The sequence below is a fragment of the Rhizobium sp. RHZ01 genome (assembly GCF_014851595.1).
GTDB lineage: Bacteria > Pseudomonadota > Alphaproteobacteria > Rhizobiales > Rhizobiaceae > Rhizobium > Rhizobium altiplani.
Genome location: NZ_JACUZZ010000016.1, coordinates 121,158 through 139,956, shown reverse-complemented (window position 1 = coordinate 139,956; position 18,799 = coordinate 121,158). Strand labels below are relative to the sequence as shown.

The window sequence follows — 18,799 nt, the reverse complement described above, 5'->3', positions numbered from 1 at the left end:
ATGCTCCTATCCAGATCACAGAAAAGGTGAGGAAACATGACCACAATTGCCCTCTTCGGCGCCGGTGGCAAAATGGGCTACCGTCTTGCAAAAAACCTGAAAGGTTCGCGCTTTGACGTCCGCCATATCGAGGTTAGCGACGCCGGCAAGGCGCGGTTGAAAGACGATCTCGGCGTCGATTGCGTCGCTCCCGATGCGGGTCTCGAAGGGGCAGAGGTCGTCATCCTGGCTGTCCCCGATACGGCGATTGGCAAGGTCGCCTCGGGCATCGTCGACAAGCTGAAGCCGGGGACCATGGTCGTAGCCCTCGACGCGGCAGCTCCCTTCGCGGGCCATTTGCCGAAGCGGGACGACCTTACCTACTTCGTCACCCATCCCTGCCACCCGCCGATCTTCAATGATGAGACCGAGATGCAGGCCAAGAAGGACCATTTTGGTGGCCTCTTTGCAAAGCAGCACATTGTATCGGCCCTGATGCAGGGACCGGAAAGTGCCTATGGCCTTGGAGAAGAAATCGCCAAGGTCATCTGGGCTCCGGTCATGCGGTCGCACCGGGTCACCGTCGACCAGTTGGCGATGCTGGAGCCTGGCCTTTCCGAGACCGTCTGCGCCTCGCTCCTCGTCGTCATGAAGCAGGCCATGGACGAATGCATTGCGCGCGGCGTTCCTGAAGAAGCTGCCCGCGACTTCCTGCTTGGACACATGAACGTTCTCGGCGCGGTGATCTTCGGTGAGGTCCAGGGCGTGTTTTCGGATGCCTGCAACAAGGCCATCGAATTCGGAATCCCTGCCCTGATGCGCGACGATTGGAAAAAAGTCTTCGAACCAAAGGAGATCGCCGAAAGCATCCGGCGCATCACCTGACGCAAATTGGGGAGGCAGCAGCCTCCCCTTCAACCGCCCCATGGGAGTTGGGGTCCATTCATACTCGGGAGGACAACCATGAGACTGACACGCAGACTGACACTTGCCGCCTTTGCTGGTGCGCTGGCGCTCGGAACGGCCATTCCGGCCTTCTCCGCGGACTTGATCGCCATCATCACGCCCGCCCATGACAACCCCTTCTTCAAGGCGGAAGCCGTGGGGGCTGAAGCCAAGGCCAAGGAGCTTGGCTACGAAGCTCTCGTCATGACCCATGACGATGATGCCAACAAGCAGTCCGAAATGATTGACACGGCGATCGGTCGTGGCGCCAAGGCGATCATCCTCGACAACGCGGGCGCGGATGCATCGGTCGCTGCCGTCAAGAAGGCCAAGGATGCAGGCATCCCCTCCTTCCTGATCGACCGCGAAATCAATGCCACTGGCGTGGCTGTCGCCCAGATCGTCTCCAACAACTACCAGGGTGCCCAGCTTGGCGCTCAGGAATTCGTCAAGCTGATGGGCGAGAAGGGCAACTATGTCGAGCTGGTCGGCAAGGAGTCCGATACGAACGCCGGTATCCGCTCCCAGGGCTATCACGACGTCATCGACGACTATCCGGATCTGAAGTCGGTTGCCAAGCAGTCGGCGAACTGGAGCCAGACAGAAGCCTATTCGAAGATGGAAACCATCCTTCAAGCCAACCCTGACATCAAGGGCGTGATCTCAGGCAACGACACAATGGCCATGGGCGCAATCGCAGCCCTGCAGGCAGCCGGCCGCAAGGACGTGATTGTCGTCGGGTTCGACGGCTCGAACGATGTCCGTGACTCGATCAGGGCTGGCGGCATCAAGGCCACCGTGCTGCAGCCTGCCTACGCTCAGGCACAGCTCGCGGTCGAGCAGGCCGACGCCTACATCAAGAACAAGACGATGCCAAAGGAAGAGAAGCAGTTGATGGACTGCGTTCTCATCAATTCCGACAACTCTGGCAAGCTCGAGACTTTTGCCCTCACGAACTGATCATTGCTTAGTCCAATGCAGAGGGCGTCGATGGCGCCCTCTGCGCGTTGTTGCTGTTATCGGGGCCTGTCGCATGTGGAGAATGAAGGGCGCTTTGCTCGCCGCGGTGATTGTTGCGGCGCTGCCTGGCTGCAAGATCATCAAGACACCGACTGCGGAGGAAAAGGCCGCGGCCGCTGCCAAGGACGCCTTTGATCCGAAAGCAAGGGTCGACGCGATCTGGCAGCCGCAGGTCGTTCCCTACTTCGAAAAGAAGGCGGGAGAGCTGAAGGATGTCACGCAGCTTGCGACCTCCAGCCCGGATCAGGCCGGTGAGAAATATGGCAACCCGCACAAGCAAAGCAGTTCACCTTGGACCTATGCTGTCAAGTTCACCGGAAAGGTGATCACCGCTGATACCGCCTCACGCGCGGCAACACTTGATGTCGATACCAACGGCGACGGCAAGGCTGACGCGAAGGTCCAGATCGGCCCGGCACTTCGCGGCACCGCCTTGCGCGACACGCTGGACTTCGTCAATTTCAACGAATTCAAGAACCAGATCGAATGGGCCCAGTTCGGCAAGGCATTCAACGAGAAGGCCAACGCGGCCTTCCTTGCCGCTGTGCCGCGCGACGGGCTGGTCGGCAAGACCGTGACCGTCATTGGAGCATATCCCTTGCCTAGCGAAGGGCAGCCTCCGCTTGTCACACCTTCGGAACTGACGGTGGGATCATGAGCGTGAGCGGGGTATCCAAGGACGATATCATCCTGCGTCTCGAGGACGTGTCGAAGGTCTATTCGGGCATCGTTGCAGTCAAGCGCGCCAGTCTCGAGCTTCGTCGTGGCGCGGTGAACGTCCTGGTCGGCGAAAACGGCGCCGGCAAGTCGACGCTGATGAAGATCATCGCTGGTGTCGAGCGTCCGACGCTCGGCAATATTATCCTTGACGGCGAACAGGTCTCATTCGACAGCCCGGCCGACGCTCAGGCGCACGGCATCGGGATGATCTTCCAGGAGCTCAATCTCTTCGCCAACATGTCTGTCGCAGAAAACATCTTCGCGACCCGCGAGATCACCCGCGACCTTCGCGGCATCGACCACAAGGCGCAGGTCGAGAAGGCGGGCGCACTTCTGAAACGATTGGACGCCGGAATCAACGCGGAAACGATGGTGGAGGACCTTCCCATCGGCCAGCAGCAGCTCGTTGAAATCGCCAAAGCGATGTCGCTCAATGCGCGCATCCTCATCATGGACGAACCGACGTCGGCGCTTTCGGCCGCGGAAGTCGAAATCCTCTTCAAGGTGATCGCGGAACTCAAGGCTCAAGGCGTCGCCATCGTCTACATCTCGCATCGGCTGGAAGAACTGATGCGGATCGGAGACTACATCACGGTACTGCGTGACGGCCAGATCACCGGCCAGGCTGTGGTCCGTGACATCGACACGCGCTGGATCGTGCGCTCCATGATCGGCTCCGACGCCAAGGACTTCGCAAAATCCGTGGATCACGCGGTCGGCAAGGAGATGTTCCGCGCGGAGGACATCAGCCTCCCCCGACCGACGGGAGGCCTTGCTGTCGATCATGTCTCGCTTTCAGTCAAATCAGGAGAGATCCTTGGAATCTACGGCCTGATGGGCGCTGGACGCAGCGAGTTCTTCGAGTGCGTGCTCGGACGTCACATGCACTCGACAGGGAAGATCTTCATTGATGGCGAAGAGATCCACGCGCGCGACGTCACCCGCCGTATCCGCAAGGGGCTGGCGCTGATCCCTGAAGACCGGCAGCGGGAAGGCCTAGTCCAGGTCCTGTCGATCGCCGGCAACCTGTCGCTTGCGAGCCTCAACCGCTTCGCGCGGTTTTTCCACATCAATGCGACGGCAGAGAAGGATGCCATTCGCGACGCCATACGGGAACTATCGATCAAGGCGCCCAATCCGGACTTCGAGGTGACGTCGATGTCAGGTGGCAACCAGCAGAAGGTGGTGATCGGCAAGGCCCTGATGACCAATCCGAAGGTCCTGCTCATGGACGAGCCGAGCCGGGGTATCGACGTCGGCGCCAAGGCTGACGTCTTCCGCACCATGCGCCGGCTGGCGGCCGAAGGACTGGCCATTCTGTTTTCGACCTCGGACCTCGAAGAGGTCATGGCGCTTTCTGATCGCATAGCAGTTCTGAGCAACGGCCAACTGGTCGACGTTTTTAACAGGGCCGAGGCGACGGAGGACGCGATCATCGCGGCTTCGGCCAAGGGACACGGACATCAAGGGAAACGCGCGTCATGACGGCGGCCACATCATCCACTTCCGCACAGGCCAGCGCGAACGGCTCTGTTCTTCTCACTCTAATGAAGCTCAGAACCTTCATCGCGCTTTTCGCGGTTATCATCTTCTTTGCGATCTTCGCCCCGAACTTCACGTCCACGGCGAACATGATCCTGATGTCGAAGCACGTGGCGTTGAATGCCTTCCTCGCCATGGGGATGACCTTCGTGATCATCACCGGCGGCATCGACCTGTCCGTGGGATCGATCGTCGGGCTTTGCGGCATGGTGGCCGGCGGATTGATCCTCTACGGCATCGAGTTGCCTATCGGCTATACGATCTACTTCAATCTTTTCGAGATTGTGCTGATCACGCTATCGATCGGGCTACTGATTGGCCTCATCAACGGTCTGCTGATTACCAAGCTCAATGTCGCTCCCTTTATCGCGACGCTCGGAACGCTCTACATTGCCCGGGGCCTCGCTCTGCTCTCCTCGGACGGGCAGACCTTTCCAAACCTCGTTGGTCGCCCTGAATATGCGACGACCGGCTTCGACTTCTTCGGTGCAGGGCGCATCCTCGGACTGCCGGTATCGATCTGGATCCTGATTGCGTTGGCGTTGCTGGCTGCCTACGTCGCGCGTTCCACCCCGATCGGGCGCCACATCTTCGCCGTCGGGGGCAATGAACGCGCAGCCCGCATGTCGGGCATCCGCGTCGATATCGTGAAGATCTTCGTCTACATGTTTTCCGGGCTCTGCGCGGCGATTGTCGGCGTCATCATCTCTTCAGAGCTGATGGCTTCCCATCCGGCGACGGGCGAGAGCTTCGAGCTTAACGCGATCGCGGCAGCCGTCCTTGGCGGCACCTCGATGTCGGGTGGTCGCGGAACTATCGGCGGGACGATCATCGGCGCCTTCGTCATCGGAATCCTGTCAGACGGTTTGGTGATGATGGGCGTTTCGTCCTTCTGGCAGATGGTCATCAAGGGGCTGGTGATCATCATCGCTGTTGTCGTCGACCAGGCGCAACGCCGCCTGCAACAGCGCGTTACTCTGATGCAAATGGCAAAGGCAGGTTGAAATGTCTGAATTGAACGGCGCATTGATCGGTTGCGGATTCTTCGCGATCAACCAGATGCACGCCTGGAACGATGTCGACGGCGCCAGGATCGTTGCAATCTGCGATCGCGATCCTGAAAGGCTGAAGATCGTCGGCGATCAGTTTGGCATTGAGCGGCGCTACAGTGACGCGAACGCCTTGTTCTCGGACGGCGGCTTTGATTTCGTCGACATCGCCACGACGGTTCAGAGCCATCGGATCCTTGTTGAAATGGCGGCGCAGCACAAGGTGCCCGCGATCTGCCAGAAGCCGTTCGCCAAGACGCTCGCCGATGCCAAGGCAATGGTTGCAGCCTGCCGCGCCGCAGGTGTTCCGCTGATGGTCCACGAGAACTTTCGCTGGCAGAGGCCGATCCAGGCTGTCCGCAAGGTTCTGGACGAGGGATCGATCGGAACGCCATTCTGGGGCCGCTTCTCCTTCCGTTCCGGCTACGATGTCTTTTCGGGCCAGCCCTATCTGGCTGAGGGAGAGCGGTTCATCATCGAGGACCTCGGGATCCATACTCTGGACATCGCTCGCTACATCCTTGGCGACGCGCGCAGCGTCACGGCCCGGACCAAGCGCGTCAATCCGCGTATCAAGGGCGAGGATGTAGCGACGATCCTCCTCGATCACGAAAGCGGCGCGACATCGATTGTCGACGTCAGCTACGCTACGAAACTTTCCAGGGAGCCCTTCCCCGAAACATTGATCGAAATCGATGGTTCCGAGGGAACAATCCGTCTGACGCAAGGCTACCAGCTCGAGGTCACAAACGCCAACGGGACTGCGACCGATGACGTATCTCCGATACTACTGTCGTGGGCCTCGCGCCCCTGGCACAACATCCAGGAAAGCGTCTACGCGATCCAGCAGCACTGGGTCGACAAACTGAAGCAGGGCGCGGAGCATTCGACGTCAGGGGCAGACAATCTGAAGACCTTTGCCCTTGTCGAAGGAGCGTATGAAAGCGCAGCCAGCGGTCAGACCGTAGATGTCGGAGCAATGCTGCGATGACCGGCGACCCCTTCCTTCTTTACGGCACCCGTGACGCCGAGACGACACCGGTCCGGCTCAGTGCCAAAAAGCTCGAAGTCGACCTCGTCGGCGGTAACCTTCGAACGATCCGTTACGATGGAACAGAGGTGCTGCGGGCAGTCTCCTACCTTGTTCGTGACCGCGACTGGGGTACCCACAGCCCGGAAATCGAAGATCTGGCGATCGAGCACGACGGAGGTGCGTTCGAAGTAACCTATCGCGCTCGATGCCAAGGGCCGGGGGACACCGGTCTCGTCGTTGACGTCCGCATCGTTGGACAGAGCGACCGCCTCGACTTCGAAGCCGAAGCTGCGTCGGAAACCGGCTTCGAGACCAACCGCTGCGGCTTCTGCATTCTTCATCCGATCGTAGGCTTGGGCGGCGCACCCGCCACGGTAGAACACGTCGACGGCGCGACGGAGGTGACGCGGTTTCCTGACTTCATCGAACCTTGGCAGCCGTTCAAGGACATGCGCGCCATTACCTACGTGGCGATGCCCGGCGTCAGCGCCGAATGCCGGATGGAGGGCGACACCTTCGAGATGGAGGACCAGAGAAACTGGTCGGATGCGTCCTACAAGACCTACGTCAGACCGCTTGCCCTTCCCTGGCCCTATCAAATACCCGCTGGTCAGCCCGTCCGGCAGAAGATATCGCTGATCATCAAGGACAGCCGCCCAGTAGGGCGGCACCCAACGGCCGGCGCCTCGGCAGAAGTGGTCAAACTCCGCCTTGGCGGACGGACCGGCGCGATGCCGGCGATCGGCCTGATCATCACGCCCGAGGAGGCCGAGGCTTGTCTGTCCGCGCAACCTTTCCTCGCGGAGATAGCCCCACAGGAGCTGCTCTTCCATTTCGATCCAGGTGCTGGTCATGGGGTGGAAGCGCTGAAGCGGTTCGCTGACATCGCCGCGACGCATCCCGGTCGCTCGACGTTGGAGATAGCGCTTCCGTGCAGGCAAGCCCCGGCGGATGAAACGGCGACCATTGCACGAGACATGCGCTCGGCCGGCTTCAGGCCGGACGCGATCATGATCTCGCCCTCCGTCGATCGGCAGTCGACGCCGCCCGGTAGCAAATGGCCCGACTGTCCGCCGCTGGAAGACGTCTACGCTGCTGCCCATGCCGCATTTGCGGGCATCCGGATCGGCGGCGGCATGCTCAGCTACTTCACCGAACTCAACCGCAAGCGTGTGCCGGAGGGGCAGCTTGCGTTTATCAGCCATTGCACGAATCCGATCGTGCATGCGGCCGACGATCTCAGCGTGATGCAGACGTTGGAGGCTCTGCCCTTCATTACCCGCTCGGTGCGTGCGATCTACGGCGACAAGCCCTACCGGATCGGTCCTTCGACAATCCCGATGCGGCAGAATCCCTACGGCAGCCGTACAATGGATAATCCGTCGGGCGGGCGTATCCCGATGGCCAACCGTGATCCTCGGCACAATGGACAGTTTGCCGCTGCCTTTGCCCTAGCCTATGCGACGAGCGTTCTGGATGCGGATCTGGAGTGCCTCACGCTCTCTGCGCTGACGGGACCGTTCGGATTGATCGCAGGTGCGGATGAACCAGGCAGAAAAGGCGATCCGCGTCCGTTGTACGGCGCCGTTCGCGCGCTCGCAGCGTTGGCGGGAACAGAATGGCAAGAATGCATCTCGAGCTCGCCTTCCAGGGTTCTTGCGTTCGCCAGCATTGGCCCGGCGGGCTCGCAGCTCCACGCCGTCAACGTGACAAGCAACGAACAGGCGGTGGAATGTGGCGGCCTGAAGCTCGGGCTGCCGCCGTTCGGCACCGCTATCCTTTCGCTGTCCGATTGACCTCGAGCGCGGCGGCTGCATCTATCGTACCGGAGCTCGATCGGGGAGGTTGGCGTGAAGACCAAGAAACTAATAAATTCCGGTGCGGATGCCGTCGACGAAATGCTGGAGGGCGTCCTGGCGGCGCATCCCGAGCACCTGTACGCGGTTGAAGACATGCCTCGCGCAATCGTCGCCAAGAACGGCCCGCGAAATGGAAAGGTCGGTCTTGTCATCGGGGGTGGTTCCGGACACGAGCCGACCTTTCTCGGATATGTGGGCAAGGGACTTGCCGACGCTGCGGCGATTGGGAACGTCTTCGCATCGCCACCGCCCGACCCGATCGTCGCATGTGCCAAGGCCGCAGATGGTGGCGCCGGCGTGCTTTTCATGTACGGGAACTACGCTGGCGACGTCATGAATTTCGACATGGCGGCCGAACTGCTCGGTCTCGATGACATCGAGGTGCGAACTGTGTTGACGACGGATGACGTCGCTTCCGCTCCTCCCGAACAGGGCGACAAGCGGCGTGGCGTGGCGGGTAACGTCTTCATATTCAAGGCGGCGGGTGCGGCGTGCGATCTCATGTATTCCCTTGAGGATGTCGAACGTGTCGCTCGTCACGCGAACTCCCGAACCTATACGATGGGGGTTGCTCTCTCGCCTTGCTCGCTTCCGCAGACGCTGAAGCCCAATTTCCTCATCGGCGAAGACGAGATGGAGATCGGCATGGGTATCCACGGAGAACCCGGTGTGGCTCGCGGTCCACTGAGATCGGCCGACGAGGTCACCGACCAGTTGCTGGACGGCATTCTTGGGGAGATGGGAGCCGCGGAGGCTGGTGATCGTGTGGCGGTGCTGGTCAACTCACTCGGTTCGACGCCGATGATGGAGCTCTACATCATGATGCGGCGCGTGAAGGCCCGTCTTGAAGACGCCGGCCTGCTGATCCACACGTCACTTGTTGGAAACTACTGCACATCGCTCGAAATGGCCGGGGCATCGATCACGGTGATGCACCTCGACGACGAGCTGCAGGAATTGATCGATCATCCCTGCGACTGCGCAATGTTTCGAAAGTGAGCAGATGGCGATAGCGACCAGAGAACTGCAGCAAATGTTTTCGCTGACCGCGGAGGAAGTCGCGAAGAATCGCGACCGGCTGTGCGAACTGGACGGTGTGATCGGCGATGGAGATCATGGTCTCGCCATGGATGCCGGCTGGCAAGCGGCATCCAAGGCTGTTCTCCAGCTCGACGAGGTCGAAGCCGCCCCGACCTTTCTTTTCAACACTGCGGCCAAGGCATTCTTGAATGCAGTCGGAGCATCCTCTGGTCCGCTGTATGCGACCGCATTCATGCGTGCAGGAACTGCCGTTAAGGACAAGCATACGCTATCGGACGACGACTTCCTGGATGCTTTCAGGGCCATGGCGCAGGGAATTCAGGACAGGGGTAAGGCCGAGACAGGCGAGAAGACCATGATCGACGCCTGGAGGCCGGCGGCCGACGCCGCGATGGAAGCGAGGCGGACGGGGGCGAACATCTCGGCATGCCTTGACGCGGCGGTTCGTGCGGCACGCGATGGCTGCGAAGCAACCCGTGACATGGTTGCCGCAAAAGGGCGTTCCTCCCGACTGGGCGACAGGGCGTTGGGGCATATCGATCCGGGAGCCGCCTCTGCGGTCATCGTGATCGAAGCAATTTCAGCCTTTCTAACTCGGTACGATGGTTAGCTCATCATACCAGTTGACATGTCGATCACTATCTGTAAGAACGTCCTCAGCTTACAAGAGGAGGACGGTAATGCTGACCCTGACTGCAAAATTGAAATCTGCGAGCATCGTTGCAATGGCTGTTGCCGCGCTATCGGCGACGCCCGCACTGGCCGACGACATCACCCTCTGGACGCTTAACTTCGATAACAACGCCGCAAACGTTGCCCTCAAGAAAATCGCCAGCGATTTCGAGGCCGCCAACCCCGGAACTCATGTAGAAATCGTCCAACGCGCCGTGGACGAGCATAAGACGGCATTGCGTGTTGCTGCGGGATCCGACAAGGGCCCGGACATCTATTTCAGTTGGGCAGGGCTTGGCCTTGGCGGCGAATACGTGAAGGCCGGTCTCTCGTTGCCTCTCGACAAGTACTACACGGAATACAAGTGGAACGACGAACTGCTCCCCTCCGCCGCGGCTTTCGCTGACCTCTACCCCGGCGGCAAGCATGGCGTTCCGTTCACCTTCAAGGGCGAAGCCGTCTATTACAACAAGAAGCTTTTCGAGCAGGCCGGCATCAAGGAAGAGCCGAAGACCTATGAGGATCTCCTTGCCGCCGCAGAGAAGCTGAAGGCTGCGGGCATTCCTGCCTTCACGTTCGGCGGAACCGTCAACTGGCACGTCATGCGCCTGATGGACGTTATCCTCGAAACCAAGTGCGGCGCCGACAAGCACGATGCCCTGAAGGCGATGAAGGTCGACTGGACGAAGGAGCAGTGCGCAACCGACGCGTTCGCCGAATTCGCCAAGTGGACGAAGGACTACACACTGCAGCCGTTCATGGGCATCGACAACAAGCAGTCCTATAGCCTCTTCACGGCCGGGCGTGCGGCGATGATGCTGGAAGGCGACTGGCTTGTCGGCCAGCTCGACGGCAGCGGCGCAAACCTCGACGACTACGGCATCTTCCCCTTCCCGACGAACACCGATCGTCTCTATGGGTTTGCCGAGTACAACTATGTCAGCACGAAGAGCAAAAGCCCTGACATGGCGGCCAAGTTCCTCGACTACTTCCTGTCCGACAAGGTTCAGCAGGATCTGGTTGGCCAGATCAGCTCGATCTCGGTCAACAAGAACGTCAAGTACACGAACCAGAAGCCTCTTGAGGCCGAGTGGCTCGACATCTTCAAGAAGTACAGCAACGTCTACATGAACGGTGACCAGGCTTTCCCGCTTGATGTTACGACGGAGTATTTCCGCATCATCAACGAAGTCGCCTCCGGCAATGTTGAGCCGGCAGACGCTGCCAAGCAGCTCCAGAGCTTCATCGCCAGCCGGACCTAGTTCCTCCCAGAGCGCCAGCCGATTTGACTGACCGTCGATCGGCTGGTGCACCGTTCAATGAGCTGGCGGGGTCGCTTCCCTGCCAGGAGGAGAACATGTCACTACGTCAAACGACACATGATCCGCGGACGCAGGCTTTCATCCTGCTTGTTCCGGCGTTGGTAATCTACGCGGTATTCGCGCTCTATCCGATGCTGAACGTCGTCTTTCTGAGCTTTCAGAAATGGAACGGTTTGGATGCGAACCGCCAGTTCGTCGGACTTGCCAACTACACGGCAATCTTTACGCGCGATCCTGTCTTCTGGGTTGCCTTCCGCAACACGGTGATCTGGACCTTGATGAGTCTGGTCTTTCCGCCGATGGTCGGGCTACTTCTTGCACTTAGCCTCAACCAGAAGATCTTCGGACGCAACAGTCTCAGAGCCATCTTCTATCTTCCCGTCATCATCGCCCCTATCGCTGTGGCGACCATGTGGAAGTGGATGTATGACCCGTTTTTCGGTCTGTTCAGCCAGATGCTGACGTCCTGGGGCATGCAGGCCTGGATCAAGGACTGGCTGGGTAACAAGGACATCGCCCTCTACTCCGTCTTCGTCGCCTATATCTGGCAGACGGTCGGCTTTTCGATGGTCCTGTTCCTCGCCGGTCTGCAGAACGTTTCGCTGACGCTTGTCGAAGCCGCACGCATCGATGGCGCGGGGCGCTTTGCCGTGTTCAAGCACGTGACGCTGCCGGCCCTGCGTCCGACCATCACCATCGTGCTCGTGCTTTCCATTATCTCGTCGCTCAAGGCCTTTGATATTGTTTATGGTTTGACCGGCGGCGGCCCGGCCCAATCCACGCAGATGCTGGCGTTATGGGCGTTCACGCAGGCCATGCAGATTTTTGATTTTGGTCGCGGCGCAGCCATCTCGGTCGTTCTGTTGCTGATCACAATGGCGGTCGTCATTCCCTACCTTCGATGGACACAGAAGCACGAGGAGGTTGAATCGTGACAGCAATTCCGACCGATCCCGCCGTTGTGCACCTCAAAGCGCATCCGTCATCGATGAAGCGTGACCCCATTCTGATTGGCCTGTGGATCGCACTGGTGATCGTGGCGCTGATCTGGGTCGCTCCGTTCGTCTTCATCGTCTTCACATCGCTGAAGACGCCTGCCGCCGTGACAAGTACCGGCGCGTTCGTGCCGCCGGCCGAGCTTGCCTTCGACAACTACAGTGGCGCGTGGAGCCGGGGGAACTTCGCCAACTCGTTTTTCAACAGCGTCATCATTACCGTCATCAAGGTACCGCTTGGCCTGATGCTGTCGGCGATGGCGGCCTATGCGCTCGCCAAGATCAAGCTAAGGCTCAGCAAGGCTCTATTGCTGCTTGTAGTCTTCGGCACGATGATCCCGTTCCAGGTCATGCTCGCCCCTCTCTTCACCCTGGTGAATTCGTTCGGGCTGATCGACACATATCCGGGCGTCATCCTTCCCTATATCGCCTTCGGCGTTCCCTATCAGGTCTTCATCCTGCACGGCTTCTTCAAGGGGATCCCGAAGGAGTTGTCGGAAGCCGCCCTCATCGACGGCGCCACGCACTTCACGATCTTCAGGCGGATATTCCTTCCGGTCTGTCTGCCGGTACTCGCGGCGCTGCTCATTCTTGATTTCGTCTCCACCTGGAACGAATTCGCCATGGCACTGGTCCTTTTGCAAGACCAGAAGATGTGGACGCTGCCGCTCGGCCTCATGTCCTTCCAGGGGCAGTTCTCGAGCAACTACGGGCAACTCAACGCAGCCATCGTCATGACTGTCCTGCCGGCGACGATCGTATACCTGATGTTCCAGCGCTACTTCGTGTCCGGCCTCACATCAGGTGCGGTCAAGGGCTGAAAGCTTATTCTACGAGGAGAGAATTCAATGTCCAATGCAACAGTCGAAAAATGGGGCGTGTTCGAGGCCTCTTTCCAAGGTCCCTCCGGCGGCAACCCCTACCTCGACGTGGCATTCGATGCCATCTTCACGCACAAGAGCCGGGAGGTCAGGGTTCCAGGCTTTTACGACGGCAATGGGACCTATCGCGTTCGCTTCATGCCTGATATCGAGGGCGAATGGTCGTTCCGCACCCGCTCGCAGACCGCGGTGCTTGGTGGAAAGACTGGAGCCCTGGTCGCCACAGCACCTTCGTCGGGCAACCATGGCCCTGTCCGGGTGCGCAACAAGTTCCACTTCGCTTACGCGGACGGGACGCCCTTCTTCTCGTTTGGCACGACCTGCTATGCCTGGACGCACCAGCCGCTTGAGATGCAGCAGCAGACCCTCGATACGTTGAAGAAGACAAAGTTCAACAAGATCCGCATGGGCGTCTTCCCGAAGGACTATCCCTATAACGTCAACGAGCCCCTTTATGCCTCCTTCGAGAAGGGCGCCGATGGCAAGGAAAACTTCGACCGTCCAAATCCTGTCCTCTTCCAGCATTTCGACAAGCAGGTCGCAGCCTTGTGCGCGCTGGGCATTGAAGCCGACATCATCATGTTCCACCCGTATGACCGCTGGGGCTATGCGGACATGTCCGCCGAACAGGACTACCGCTACGTCGCCTATCTTGCCGCGCGCCTGTCGGCCTACAGGAATGTATGGTGGTCGCTTGCCAACGAGTACGACTTCCTGATCGACACCAAGCCGATGGCGCAGTGGGACCGCTACTTCCACATTCTGGAGGAAAACGATCCCTACCAGCACCTTCGCTCGATCCACAATGGCGACGTCAACTCGAACTACGATCATCGCAAGCCATGGGTTACCCACACCTGCATCCAGAACCCGGACGTCAAGCGTACCCAGGAATGGCGTGACACTTATGGCAAGCCCGTGGTGAACGACGAGCCCGAATATGAAGGCGACATTCTGGAGTCCTGGGGCAACCTCACTGCTCAGGAACTCGTTCACCGCTACTGGATCACGGCGACACGCGGCGGCTACACGGGCCACGGCGAGACCTATTCCCATCCGGAGGACTTGATCTGGTGGGCGAAGGGCGGCGAGCTTCATGGCGAAGCCTGGAAGCGGATCGGTTTCCTTCGCGACCTTCTCGACGCCGATGTCAAGAATGGTCTCGACCCGATCGGTCCGGTCACGCAGTGGCCGTGGTCGCGCGTGTCTGGCGCGCGTGATGGCGACGGCGATTTCCGTCTGATCTACTTTGGCGAACATCAGCCGGTGATCTGGTCGTCCGGGCTGCCCATGGACGGCGACAGCTACGAGGTCGACCTCATCGATACCTGGGAAATGACGATCACTCCCGCCGAAAAGGTCAAGGCTCCAGTGACGCATCCTGTGCGCCACGGTGCGGTGACACGCGGAGGAAAACCTGACGCTGCCTTCGGTGTCGTCATCCCGCGCAAACCGCATCAGGCGCTGCGCGTTCGCGCAAAGCGCTAGTTTAGGGGTTCCGAAATGTCTGGATTGAACATCAAGAACGTCAAGAAGTCCTACGGGGCGGTTGATATCATCCACGGCGTCGACGTCGACATCGCCAACGGCGAGTTCGTCATTCTCGTCGGTCCTTCCGGCTGCGGCAAGTCGACGTTGTTGCGCATGATCGCCGGCCTCGAGGAGATTTCGTCTGGGCAGATCAGCATCGACGGCAGGGTCGTCAACGATCTGCAGCCGAAGGATCGCAACATCGCGATGGTCTTCCAGAACTATGCGCTCTATCCGCAGATGACGGTTGCCCAGAACATGGGCTTCGCCCTCGAGCTTGCAGGTGTGAAGCGGCCGGAGATCGACAAGAAGGTCAGCGAGGCGGCAGCCATCCTTGGGCTGCAGCCTCTGCTCGAGCGGAAGCCCGCGCAACTGTCTGGTGGCCAGCGACAGCGCGTTGCCATGGGGCGCGCCATCGTCCGCGATCCTAAGGTGTTTTTGTTCGACGAACCTCTCTCGAACCTCGACGCCAAGCTCCGTGTCAAGATGCGCGCGGAGATCAAGGCGCTTCACCAGCGGCTGAAAACGACGATCGTCTACGTCACGCACGATCAGATCGAGGCCATGACCATGGCCGACAAGATCGTTGTTCTGCAAGGAGGGCGCGTCGAGCAGATCGGCAGCCCACTCGAGTTATATGATCGACCGCGAAACATATTCGTCGCTGGCTTCCTGGGTTCGCCTGCGATGAATTTCCTGGAGGGAGCCCTGCAGGACGGAGCCAGCCCAGCACTTACCCTGTCGGGCGGATCGCGAGCAGTCCTTTCGCGCGCTCCCAGTGCATCGGCCGGAAGGCCCGTGACACTCGGAATTCGTCCCGAAGACATTTCGTTGGGCGGCGAGGATGGCGTCGCGGCTACCGTAAAGGTTGTCGAACCGACTGGCTCGGAAACTCACGTAGCCGTCGATGTGGAAGGCAAGGAGTTGACATGGGTGGTCCGAGATCGTGTCGAGCTTGTTCCTGACCAGCGCGTGAAGCTATCCTTCGCGACTTCAAAGGTCCATTTCTTTGACCAGCAGACCCAGCAACGCCTCGAGTCTTAGCAGATTTGAAAGGCGAACCCCTCACTGAGTAAGCCGGAATTATTGCTGCTATTTCCGTATCCTGAGTGGGAAATGGAGGCACTGAAGCGCTGTTCACGCTCCACCGAGGGTGGGAAGAGGCCGATCTGCTGAAATGGGCATAATTCGGACAGAATGTTCGGGCCATCGCCACCTCGGGTGGGCGTTGGCGTCCGACTTGCGCATCTTGCGACCTACTCATTCCAATGTTGTATAAATGTTCTAAATTGATGAAGCGAAGCCAATGGCGACAACAAGAGGTCAATCGGCGAGGAAAGACTTTTCGACAACCTCCAAGCTAAAGAAGGCTGGCGGCTCGTTAGACCTGACTGTGCCGGTCGCTGCTCGCAACATGCTGGGTCTAACAGAGGGCCAAGAGATGACCGTTTCGTTAAAGGAAATGCAGATTATCGCAGAACCCGCATCGAGTGCCCGCAAAACGATGAAGGTGCGTCAAGCCAAATATACGCTCGATGAATTGCTGGAGGGCTATGATGCCGACTCTTCTCGGTCTCCAGAAGAACAAGCGTGGATCAATGCACCTGCAGTAGAAAATGAGGTCTGGTAAGACCTAGCATCCCGGTCCCTGGCGAGATCTGGCTCGACATGGCTAGGTGGCGGATCCCACCATGGAGATCCGCCTACGGTGGTTCAGAAGCCCTCAAGAACGATCTTGCCCCTGGTCTTACCGCTCTCGATCCCAGCGTGCGCCTTTTGCAGGTTTGCTGCGTTGATCGGCGATAGTGTCTCCGTCAAGGTCGTGCGAATCTTGCCATCGTCGACGAGACGGGAGACCTCGTTCAACAGCTTCCCCTGCTCCGCCATGTCTGCCGTCTGATAGATCGAACGCGTGAACATCAGCTCCCAGTGTATCGAGACCGCCTTTCGCTTGAAACCTGTCACGTCCAGGGTTTCAGGATCGTCAATCAAGCCGAAGCGCCCCTGCGGAGCGATCAGCTCGATGATTTCCTTCAGATGACGGTTGGTCTCCGTCGTCGAGAAGACATAAGCCGGGGCACCGATGCCGAGGGCGGCCACCTGTTCAGCGATCGGTTTTGAATGATCGATCACGTGATGAGCACCCAAAGACTTCACCCATTCCTGCGTTTCCGGCCGAGATGCGGTTGCGATGACAGTGACATCAGTTAGAGCGCGTGCGAGCTGGATTGCGATCGACCCTACGCCGCCCGCTCCGCCGATAATGACGATGGCGTTGGCGGCGCCTGGCACCAGCCTGCGAATGTCGAGGCGGTCGAAGAGCATTTCCCAGGCAGTGATAGCCGTGAGAGGCAGGGCTGCAGCCTCGGCATTGGACAGCGTCTTCGGCTTCCGTCCAACGATTCGTTCGTCGACGACGTGGAACTGGCTGTTGGCGCCGGGTCGGATCAGGGAGCCTGCGTAGAACACTTCGTCACCGATTGAGAAGTCGCCCGCGTCCGGGCCAGTCTCGAGGACCTTGCCGACGGCATCCCAACCCAGAATTTTCCATCCATCGCGCGCAGGATTTACGCTTCTGCGGATCTTGGTGTCGACCGGGTTCACCGACACGGCCTTCACTTCGACCAGAATATCGCGGCCGGAGGCCGTCGGACGGGGAAGTTCGACGTCGATCAGGGCATCCTTGCGCTCGATGGATCCTGCTGCCTTGTACGCCACAGCCTTCATGTTCAGCTCCTGCTTCTTGCTGTTTGATATGAGGCATAAGCTGGCGTATATTCTCTAAAGCGCAATACGCACAAAATGTGCACGTAGTATCAAAAAGGATACCATAGATGGGCAAGGTTCGTCATTCCCGGTTCGACTGCTCGCCGGGTTGCTCGGTCGAGGCTGCGATCGGCCTCATCGATGGTAAATGGAAGTCTGTGGTGCTCTTCCACCTTCTTTCTGGCACGCTTCGGTTCAATGAGATCCGGCGGCAGCTGCAGAACGTCACTCCCCGCATGCTGACGAACCAGCTTCGCGAGCTCGAAGAGGATCGGTTGATCGAACGAAAGGTCTATGCGCAGGTGCCGCCGAAAGTGGAATACAGCCTGTCTCCGCTTGGCCGCAGCATGGAGCCGATCCTCCTCGCCCTGAAGCAGTGGGGCGATGCCAATATCGACTTGTATGGTAAGCCGAAAGGCACTCCTGCCCCTCATGAGAGTAAAGCCGCGTAAAGGGACGAACGTTTCGCGGCACTTCCATCAGTGTCTTCTCGTCAAGACGCGGTAGAGCGCGATCGTCGTGAATACTGCCGCGGCGGGGACCCGCTTCCGGCTCATAGACGCGGATTTGGAGCCAGTACGAAATCGTGTTCCACCTGCCAGAACTTATCCCGGAACCCGAGTTCGTGTGCCCGAACAGGATCGTTCATCAGGCAGAATTTTGCGAGCAGGCTTTCCTTGACGCCGAAGACCGCATCCGAATGGATATAGGGATCATCCGGGTCGAAGATGTGGGTGGTGAGTGTTTCGAACCCGTCTGCCTTGACAATATAGTGCAAGTGCGCCGGCCGGTAGGGATGGCGACCGAGATGGCCAAGCAGTTGGCCGACCGGGCCGTCGTCCGGGATCGGATAGTATTTCGGCTTCACCGCGCGAAACCAGTAATGTCCATCAGCACCGGTGCGGAAAATGCCGCGCAGGTTGAAATCCGGCTGAATTCCCTTCTGCTGCACGTCGTAGAATCCCTCGTCATTCGCCTGCCAAACATCGATGACCGCATTTTCAATCGGCCGGCCCGCGGTATCGAGGATGCGGCCGCTGATCACCATGTCCTCGCCCTTCTCGTCGAGGCAGATATTGGCACCCATCGGCAGTTCCGGCGCATCCGCGACGTGGAATGGTCCAAGGACGGTACTCTCGGAGGCGCCCGAGGGCTTTCTGTTGTTGATCGCATCGACCAGCATCGAAACGCCGAGCACATCTGACAGGAGGATGAACTCCTGCCGCCATTCGTTGCACATATGGCCGGTGCGGGTGAGGAAGAGGATCGCCTCCATCCACTCCTCCTGCGTCGGCTCCAGTTCCTTTACCGCCTCATGCAGCTTGCGGGTGACGACCTCCATCACCTCCTTCAAGCGCGCGCTCTTCGCATCGGCGTTTCGGCTTGTGACCACCTCGACGGAATTTTCCTCGGTGAAATAGCCCTTTTCCTTGGCGTTCATGATC

18 protein-coding genes are annotated in these 18,799 nt (G+C 59.3%); 16 read left to right on the top strand and 2 right to left on the bottom strand.

Annotated features, from left to right (window positions below):
• Window positions 1-36 precede the first annotated feature (36 nt).
• The 15 genes from IB248_RS17915 (at window position 37) to IB248_RS17845 (ending at window position 16,218) form a co-directional block, all read left to right on the top strand.
• Window positions 37-864 carry a phosphogluconate dehydrogenase C-terminal domain-containing protein gene (locus IB248_RS17915; RefSeq protein WP_192241441.1) on the top strand — a complete coding sequence of 276 codons (828 nt, stop codon included), beginning with the start codon at window positions 37-39 and terminating at the stop codon, window positions 862-864.
• Between the two features lie 78 nt (window positions 865-942).
• Complete coding sequence (locus IB248_RS17910; RefSeq protein ID WP_062370017.1) at window positions 943-1,884, top strand: D-ribose ABC transporter substrate-binding protein; 942 nt, start codon at window positions 943-945, stop codon at window positions 1,882-1,884.
• Between the two features lie 73 nt (window positions 1,885-1,957).
• Window positions 1,958-2,602: a DUF2291 domain-containing protein gene (locus IB248_RS17905; RefSeq protein ID WP_192241440.1), complete on the top strand. Its 645-nt coding sequence runs from the start codon at window positions 1,958-1,960 to the stop codon at window positions 2,600-2,602.
• Complete coding sequence (locus IB248_RS17900; RefSeq protein WP_192241439.1) at window positions 2,599-4,149, top strand: sugar ABC transporter ATP-binding protein; 1,551 nt, start codon at window positions 2,599-2,601, stop codon at window positions 4,147-4,149. The genes IB248_RS17905 and IB248_RS17900 overlap by 4 nt, the downstream gene beginning before the upstream one ends.
• Window positions 4,146-5,210: an ABC transporter permease gene (locus tag IB248_RS17895; RefSeq protein WP_192241438.1), complete on the top strand. Its 1,065-nt coding sequence runs from the start codon at window positions 4,146-4,148 to the stop codon at window positions 5,208-5,210. Before IB248_RS17900 ends, IB248_RS17895 begins: the two co-directional genes overlap by 4 nt.
• Window position 5,211: 1 nt before the next feature.
• Window positions 5,212-6,246: a Gfo/Idh/MocA family oxidoreductase gene (locus tag IB248_RS17890; RefSeq protein ID WP_192241437.1), complete on the top strand. Its 1,035-nt coding sequence runs from the start codon at window positions 5,212-5,214 to the stop codon at window positions 6,244-6,246.
• Window positions 6,243-8,084, top strand: a complete 1,842-nt coding sequence (locus tag IB248_RS17885; RefSeq protein WP_192241436.1) for a hypothetical protein — start codon at window positions 6,243-6,245, stop codon at window positions 8,082-8,084. The genes IB248_RS17890 and IB248_RS17885 overlap by 4 nt, the downstream gene beginning before the upstream one ends.
• Before the next feature lie 54 nt (window positions 8,085-8,138).
• Window positions 8,139-9,146, top strand: a complete 1,008-nt coding sequence (locus IB248_RS17880; protein WP_169682518.1) for a dihydroxyacetone kinase subunit DhaK — start codon at window positions 8,139-8,141, stop codon at window positions 9,144-9,146.
• Between the two features lie 4 nt (window positions 9,147-9,150).
• Window positions 9,151-9,798, top strand: a complete 648-nt coding sequence (gene dhaL, locus IB248_RS17875) for a dihydroxyacetone kinase subunit DhaL (RefSeq protein WP_192241435.1) — start codon at window positions 9,151-9,153, stop codon at window positions 9,796-9,798.
• A gap of 70 nt (window positions 9,799-9,868) precedes the next feature.
• Window positions 9,869-11,122, top strand: a complete 1,254-nt coding sequence (locus tag IB248_RS17870; RefSeq protein WP_192241434.1) for an extracellular solute-binding protein — start codon at window positions 9,869-9,871, stop codon at window positions 11,120-11,122.
• Between the two features lie 95 nt (window positions 11,123-11,217).
• Window positions 11,218-12,117, top strand: coding sequence for a sugar ABC transporter permease (locus tag IB248_RS17865; protein ID WP_192241433.1), 900 nt, complete (start codon window positions 11,218-11,220; stop codon window positions 12,115-12,117).
• A complete protein-coding gene (locus tag IB248_RS17860) occupies window positions 12,114-12,998 on the top strand; it encodes a carbohydrate ABC transporter permease (RefSeq protein ID WP_192241432.1) in 885 nt (294 codons plus the stop codon). The genes IB248_RS17865 and IB248_RS17860 overlap by 4 nt, the downstream gene beginning before the upstream one ends.
• 27 nt (window positions 12,999-13,025) lie before the next feature.
• Window positions 13,026-14,546 (top strand): DUF5060 domain-containing protein, encoded by a 1,521-nt coding sequence (locus tag IB248_RS17855; protein WP_192241431.1) that lies wholly within the window; start codon window positions 13,026-13,028, stop codon window positions 14,544-14,546.
• 15 nt (window positions 14,547-14,561) lie between these two features.
• Window positions 14,562-15,632, top strand: a complete 1,071-nt coding sequence (ugpC, locus tag IB248_RS17850) for a sn-glycerol-3-phosphate ABC transporter ATP-binding protein UgpC (RefSeq protein ID WP_192241430.1) — start codon at window positions 14,562-14,564, stop codon at window positions 15,630-15,632.
• A 262-nt stretch (window positions 15,633-15,894) separates the two neighbouring features.
• Window positions 15,895-16,218 carry a hypothetical protein gene (locus IB248_RS17845; RefSeq protein WP_169682503.1) on the top strand — a complete coding sequence of 108 codons (324 nt, stop codon included), beginning with the start codon at window positions 15,895-15,897 and terminating at the stop codon, window positions 16,216-16,218.
• 83 nt (window positions 16,219-16,301) lie between these two features.
• Here the strand turns inward: IB248_RS17845 and IB248_RS17840 are convergent, their stop codons facing one another.
• Complete coding sequence (locus IB248_RS17840; protein ID WP_192241429.1) at window positions 16,302-17,315, bottom strand: zinc-binding alcohol dehydrogenase family protein; 1,014 nt, start codon at window positions 17,313-17,315, stop codon at window positions 16,302-16,304.
• Window positions 17,316-17,422: 107 nt separating this feature from the next.
• Between IB248_RS17840 and IB248_RS17835 the strand changes: the two genes are divergently transcribed.
• Window positions 17,423-17,806: a helix-turn-helix domain-containing protein gene (locus IB248_RS17835; protein ID WP_169682499.1), complete on the top strand. Its 384-nt coding sequence runs from the start codon at window positions 17,423-17,425 to the stop codon at window positions 17,804-17,806.
• Between the two features lie 101 nt (window positions 17,807-17,907).
• Here IB248_RS17835 and IB248_RS17830 read toward each other — a convergent pair whose 3' ends face one another.
• Complete coding sequence (locus IB248_RS17830; protein WP_169682497.1) at window positions 17,908-18,795, bottom strand: intradiol ring-cleavage dioxygenase; 888 nt, start codon at window positions 18,793-18,795, stop codon at window positions 17,908-17,910.
• Window positions 18,796-18,799: the final 4 nt, after the last annotated feature.

What these genes read in the sequence shown, in the direction of transcription:
- IB248_RS17835 (WP_169682499.1), top strand. Translation starts at nt 17,423, where the DNA reads ATGGGCAAGGTTCGTCATTCCCGGTTCGACTGCTCGCCGGGTTGCTCG.
- IB248_RS17840 (WP_192241429.1), bottom strand. Translation starts at nt 17,315, where the DNA reads ATGAAGGCTGTGGCGTACAAGGCAGCAGGATCCATCGAGCGCAAGGAT.
- IB248_RS17900 (WP_192241439.1), top strand. Translation starts at nt 2,599, where the DNA reads ATGAGCGTGAGCGGGGTATCCAAGGACGATATCATCCTGCGTCTCGAG.
- IB248_RS17915 (WP_192241441.1), top strand. Translation starts at nt 37, where the DNA reads ATGACCACAATTGCCCTCTTCGGCGCCGGTGGCAAAATGGGCTACCGT.
- IB248_RS17870 (WP_192241434.1), top strand. Translation starts at nt 9,869, where the DNA reads ATGCTGACCCTGACTGCAAAATTGAAATCTGCGAGCATCGTTGCAATG.
- IB248_RS17845 (WP_169682503.1), top strand. Translation starts at nt 15,895, where the DNA reads ATGGCGACAACAAGAGGTCAATCGGCGAGGAAAGACTTTTCGACAACC.
- IB248_RS17910 (WP_062370017.1), top strand. Translation starts at nt 943, where the DNA reads ATGAGACTGACACGCAGACTGACACTTGCCGCCTTTGCTGGTGCGCTG.
- IB248_RS17830 (WP_169682497.1), bottom strand. Translation starts at nt 18,795, where the DNA reads ATGAACGCCAAGGAAAAGGGCTATTTCACCGAGGAAAATTCCGTCGAG.
- IB248_RS17895 (WP_192241438.1), top strand. Translation starts at nt 4,146, where the DNA reads ATGACGGCGGCCACATCATCCACTTCCGCACAGGCCAGCGCGAACGGC.
- IB248_RS17885 (WP_192241436.1), top strand. Translation starts at nt 6,243, where the DNA reads ATGACCGGCGACCCCTTCCTTCTTTACGGCACCCGTGACGCCGAGACG.
- IB248_RS17855 (WP_192241431.1), top strand. Translation starts at nt 13,026, where the DNA reads ATGTCCAATGCAACAGTCGAAAAATGGGGCGTGTTCGAGGCCTCTTTC.
- IB248_RS17905 (WP_192241440.1), top strand. Translation starts at nt 1,958, where the DNA reads ATGTGGAGAATGAAGGGCGCTTTGCTCGCCGCGGTGATTGTTGCGGCG.
- ugpC (WP_192241430.1), top strand. Translation starts at nt 14,562, where the DNA reads ATGTCTGGATTGAACATCAAGAACGTCAAGAAGTCCTACGGGGCGGTT.
- IB248_RS17865 (WP_192241433.1), top strand. Translation starts at nt 11,218, where the DNA reads ATGTCACTACGTCAAACGACACATGATCCGCGGACGCAGGCTTTCATC.
- dhaL (WP_192241435.1), top strand. Translation starts at nt 9,151, where the DNA reads ATGGCGATAGCGACCAGAGAACTGCAGCAAATGTTTTCGCTGACCGCG.
- IB248_RS17890 (WP_192241437.1), top strand. Translation starts at nt 5,212, where the DNA reads ATGTCTGAATTGAACGGCGCATTGATCGGTTGCGGATTCTTCGCGATC.